The sequence below is a fragment of the Nocardia asiatica NBRC 100129 genome (assembly GCF_000308415.1).
GTDB lineage: Bacteria > Actinomycetota > Actinomycetes > Mycobacteriales > Mycobacteriaceae > Nocardia > Nocardia asiatica.
On record NZ_BAFS01000225.1, the window covers coordinates 1 to 5301 of the forward strand.

The window sequence follows — 5301 nt, forward strand, 5'->3', positions numbered from 1 at the left end:
GTGCCCTGCTGACCAGCGAGAGTCTCGGCGCCGTCCTCCCGGGCGCGGACCAGCTGATCGTGCTCAGCCAGGGCGAGGTGGTATATCAGGGCAGCCCGGCGCGGTTGCGACGCGGGCATCCGGACCGGTTGGTCGTCGCGGCGTCCACCCCCATCGCGCTGGCCACCACGCTCGCGGCGCGAGGATTCACCGACGCGGTGATCCGGCCCGACGGTCGGCTCGCCGTCGCCGAAGCGAGCGAAGCCCAGATCAGAGCCGCGGCTACGGCGGCGCAGGTACGGATCGACAGCATCGTCCCGGACCCGATCCATCCCGACCGGGTGCTCGCGTCGCTGACCAAACCCAGCGCCGCGCCCGCGCCGCCCTACCCGGGCCTCCCGCCCGGCCCCCAGCCCACGCCGATGCCCTACGGGATTCCACGATGATCGCGATCCTGCCCACCGACCTGGTGCCGAACGTCAACTCCGAGGTCCGCAAGGTCGTCACGATGCCGCGCGTCCGCACGCTCGCCTGCGCGCTGGTCGGGGTGGCGCTGCTGGCGAGCCTCGTGTCGGCGAGCCTGGCCGGACCACCGGACCCGCGCGGCCAGCCCGCCACCGGCGCGGCGACGATCGGGCTCTACGTCGGCCTCGCGCTGCTGGCAGGGGCGGCCGCGATCTTCGGCGCGGTGGGCAGCGGTGCGGAGTACCGGCATCACAGCATGGCCGTGACCGCGCTGTTCGCGGCCGACCGCGACCGGCTCGCCGCCGCGAAATTCCTGGTCGTCGGCTGCTGCGCGCTGGCCGCGGCGATAGCGGTGGAACTGGTGTCGGCTGTCGCGCTGTTCGGCGTCGGGCGCGGCAAGGTGCCCCTCACCGGCGAGCTGTTCGCGGTGTTCGGCGGCGGACTGCTCGCCGCGGTCTGCTGGTCGCTGATCGGCGCGAGCGCGGGCATCCTGCTGCGGTCCTCGACCAGGGCGGTGCCGCTGCTGCTCGGCTGGATGGTTCTCGCGGAGCCCTTGCTCTGGCTGATCGCGCGCGGCCTCGGCATCCCGGGTGCGGTCACTTTGCTGCCCGTCTCCGCCAGCGTCGCCGCCGTCGCGGTCGGGTCCTACCCCGACAGCGACGTCCTCGCCCCCGCCCCCGCCGCCATCGTGGTCCTGCTGCTGTGGACCATAGGCTTGGGCGCGGCGAGCTGGTGGAGCCTGCGCACCCGCGATCTGTGACCCGAGGGGGTACCGGGAACAACGAGATGTCGGCCGGTGTCGGTACCGTCGATGGCGAACGCGGTACGACGAAGGGGGCCGGCTGGCGTGGACGGGGGAGACAGACCGGGGTGGATACGCAGGCTGTGGGCCGAGTGCCTACCGCACCGCGCGGTGCTGGCCGGCCTCGCGGCGGCAGTGCTCGGCGGGGCGGTCGTGGAGACCGCGGGACCGTTGCTGACCAAACGGGCCATCGACGCGGCGGGTATCGGTGACACGGGGGCGATCGGCGCCGTCGCGGCGCTGCTCCTGATCCTGGCGGTGAGCCGGTCCGCGGCCGGTTTCGGGCGACGTTGGCTGGCCGGGCGGCTCTCCCTCGACGTGCAGCACGCGCTGCGGGTGAACCTGCTCGGCTCGCTGCAGCGGCTGGACGGGGCCAGGCAGGACACTTTGCGCACCGGACAGGTGGTGTCGCGCTCGATCACCGATCTGCAACTGGTCCAAGGCTTGATGGCGATGGTGCCGCTGTCGGGTATGGCGCTGGTGGAATTCGGGCTGGCCGCCGCGGTGATGATCTGGCTGTCCCCGCCGCTGGCCGCCGTCGCACTGCTGGTGGTGCCCGCCATCGGCTTCGTGGTCTACCGCATGCGACCGCGCCTGCACGCGGCCACCTGGTCCGCGCAGCAGCGCGCCGCCGACCTCGCCCAGCACGTCGAGGAGACGGTCAGCGGAGTGCGGGTGGTCAAAGGCTTCGGCCAGGAAGCCCGGATGGTCGACCTGCTGGAGCGGCACGGCCGCAAGCTGTTCGCCGAGCGGATGCGCGCCGCCCGGATCGATGCCGGGTTCGCGCCGACCGTCGCGACGATTCCGCAGGTCGGCATGGTCGCGGTCATCGCCCTCGGCGGGCTGCTGGCGTTGCACGGCAGTATCGGCATCGGTACCTTCGTCGCGTTCGCCGCCTACGTCGCCGTCATGACCGGAACCGCGCGCATCCTCTCCTCGGTGATCGTCATGGCTCAGCTGACCAGGGCGGCGGCCGAGCGCGTGTTCCAGGTGATCGACACCGCGCCGGTGGTCGCCGACCCTGATCGTCCGGTCGAACTGCCGGACGGTCCGCTCGGCATCGAGATCGATGCGGTGACCTTCGGGTTCGATCCGGACACACCCGTGCTGCGCGAACTGGACCTGCGCGTACGGCCCGGCGAGACGGTGGCCGTCATCGGCCCGGCGGGGTCGGGCAAGTCCACGCTCGCCCTGCTGCTGCCTCGGTTCTACGCACCGGACGCGGGCACTATCCGGCTGTTCGCCGACCGTCCACCCGCCCACAACATCCCGCCGCTGGACGATCCGGCCGACGCGTTCGCCTCCGCGCACGCCGGCTCGCGCGCCGCGCCCGGCACCGCCGAGACCGTCGCGGTAGACATCGCCGACGTGCGCGCCGCCGACCTGCGCGCCGCCATCGGCGTCGTCTTCGACGACCCCTTCCTGTTCTCCGACACCATCGCGGCCAATATCGCGCTCGGGCGTCCGGACGCCACCGACGAGGAGATCCGGCGCGCGGCCGTGCAGGCCGCCGCCGACGGATTCATCGCCGACCTGCCCGACGGCTACGACACGGTGGTCGGCGAGCGCGGTCTCACCCTGTCGGGCGGCCAGCGCCAGCGCATCGCCCTGGCACGGGCGCTGCTGTCGCGCCCGCGCGTCCTGGTGCTGGACGACGCCACCTCCGCGGTGGACGCGGTGACCGAGGCCGCGATCTTCGACGCGCTGCCGGACGACGGTGGCCGGACCACGCTCATCCTGGCGCATCGCGAGTCGACCCTCGCCCACGCCGACCGTGTCATCCGGTTGCCCGCTCCCGCGCATGCCGCCGCGGAGCCGGAGCCGGCCGCGGCCCCGAGCAGGCGAGCGGTCAGCGGTTCCGCCGGCCGCTTCGCGGGCGCGGCGGCGGACGTCAGCGAGACGCCCGAGCTGCGCCGTAACATCGAACTCCTGCCACCCGCCACCGAACAGCCGGGTTCGGACGCGGAAGGTCTGCGTCGACCGGACCCTCGCTTCCGGCTCACTCGTATGCTGCGCCCGGTCTGCGGGCTGGTGCTGACGGTGATGGCGCTGCTGGCGGCGGACGCGGCGATCGCCATCGCGTTCCCGCCACTGGTGCGGTACGCGATCGATGGCGGTGTGCTCGAGGAAAACGCCACGGCGCTGGTCCGCGCGGCGCTGCTCGGCGCGTTCCTGGCCGCCATGGGCTGGGCGGTCGGCGCGGCCACGACCTTGCTCACCGCCCGCACGGGTGAACGGGTGCTGTTCGCCCTGCGGGTCCGCAGCTTCGCGCATCTGCAGCGGCTCGGGCTGGACTACTACGAACGCGAGTTGTCCGGGCGGATCATGACGCGGATGACCACCGACGTCGACGCCCTGTCCACCTTTCTGCAGACCGGCGTCGCCACCTCCCTGGTCGGCCTGCTGACGCTGGCCGGTATCACGGTCGCGTTGCTGGTCATCGACGTCTCGCTGGCGCTCGTCGTGCTGTCGACGGTGCCCGCCCTCGCGATCGCGACGGTGCTGTACCGGCGCGTCTCGTCCACCGCCTACACGGTGTCGCGGGAGCACGTGTCGGCGGTCAACGCCGACTTCCAGGAGAACGTGACGGGCTTGCGCGCGGTGCAGGCCAACCGGCACGAGCCCCGCGCCGCCCGGCGCTTCGCCGAGTACTCCCAGCGCTACCGCAACAGCCGGTTGCGGGCCCAGCGGGCGATCGCGCTGTACTTCGCGTTCGTGGTCGGTTGGGCGGACGTGGCGTTGGCGGCGGTGGTGTTCTTCGGCGCCCGCGAGGTCGCCACGGGCGCGACCAGCGCGGGGACGCTGGTCGCGTTCGTGCTGTACCTGCAACTGCTGTTCGTGCCGATCCTGCAGCTGTCGCAGGTGTTCGACAGCTATCAGCAAGCCAGGGTCGGCCTGCGCCGGATCGGAGACCTGCTGCGCACGCCGTCCTCCATCGCCACCGATCCGGCCGAGCCGGTGCCGATCAGCCAGGGGCTGCGTGGCGACGTGGCGTTCGACAACGTTCGCTTCCACTACGCGGGCAGTCGCGTCCCGGCGCTGGACGGTGTCTCGCTGCGCATCCCGGCGGGTTCCACCCTCGCACTGGTCGGGCCCACCGGCGCGGGCAAGTCGACCGTGGTCAAGTTGCTCGCCCGGCTCTACGACCTGCCACCCGATCGGGACGCCTCTCCGGCGGCATCGGCCGCCGCCGCGCGGGAGCGCGAGCCCGCCGCGGAAACGAACGGCGCGGCGACGAACGGCTCCCAGGTGAGCGCGAGCGATCCCGGCGTGATCCGCGTGGACGGCGCCGACATCCGCGATTACCGGCTCGCCGACTACCGCTCCCGGCTGGGCATCGTCCCGCAAGAAGCTCACCTGTTCACCGGCGACGTGGCGAGCAACATTGCATTCGGGAAACCATCCGCGACGCCGGAGGAGATCGCCGCGGCCGCCGCGGCCGTGGGCGCGACGGACATGATCGCCGCCCTCCCGCTCGGGATGAGCCACCCGATCGGTGAGCGCGGTCGGGGCCTGTCGGCCGGGCAGCGGCAACTGATCGCGCTCGCCCGCACCGAATTGGTCGCTCCGGACTTGCTGTTGCTCGACGAGGCCACCGCGACGCTCGACCCGGACACCGAAGCATCGGTGCTGGCCGCGAGCCGATCGGTGAGCCGCGACCGGACCACCGTGATCGTCGCGCACCGGCTCGGCACGGCGGCGCGCGCCGACCGGATCGCCGTGGTCGATCACGGGCGCATCGTGGAATTCGGCTCCCATGAGCAGCTGCTCGCGGCAGGCGGGCCGTATGCCCGGCTGTGGGCAGCGGCGCTGCCGTCGGAGGGAATATTCTCGGGTGACGACGGGTCGTCACCAATAGGGTCGGGGGTGTCGGGTGGTCAGTGAATCCGCCGATTTGCTGCTGGGCCTATCCTCAGATAGGGCGCATCGGCGCGCAATCCGCTGATCCCCGTGCCGGGCACGTCACAAACGTCGCAGCGCGAAGAACGAAATGAGGCGAACACCTGCTGTGAGCAGCTCAACTTCCCAGTTCGGACAGAACCAGTGGCTAGTAG

Annotated in this window: 2 protein-coding genes and 1 pseudogene; all 3 read left to right on the forward strand. The window is 72.2% G+C overall.

The genetic code is table 11. The annotated features are described in order from the left end of the window. A pseudogene (locus ON27_RS22235) lies at positions 1-425 on the forward strand (ATP-binding cassette domain-containing protein); the annotation flags it as partial. Then, positions 422-1204 (forward strand): ABC transporter permease, encoded by a 783-nt coding sequence (locus ON27_RS22240; protein ID WP_043731134.1) that lies wholly within the window; start codon positions 422-424, stop codon positions 1202-1204. The pseudogene ON27_RS22235 and the gene ON27_RS22240, both read left to right, overlap by 4 nt. An 87-nt stretch (positions 1205-1291) precedes the next feature. Continuing rightward, a complete protein-coding gene (locus ON27_RS22245; RefSeq protein ID WP_043731135.1) occupies positions 1292-5131 on the forward strand; it encodes an ABC transporter ATP-binding protein in 3840 nt (1279 codons plus the stop codon). Positions 5132-5301: the final 170 nt, after the last annotated feature.

Excerpts from the sequence above, each read along its gene's own strand:
- ON27_RS22240 (WP_043731134.1), top strand. The coding sequence starts at position 422 with ATGATCGCGATCCTGCCCACCGACCTGGTGCCGAACGTCAACTCCGAG.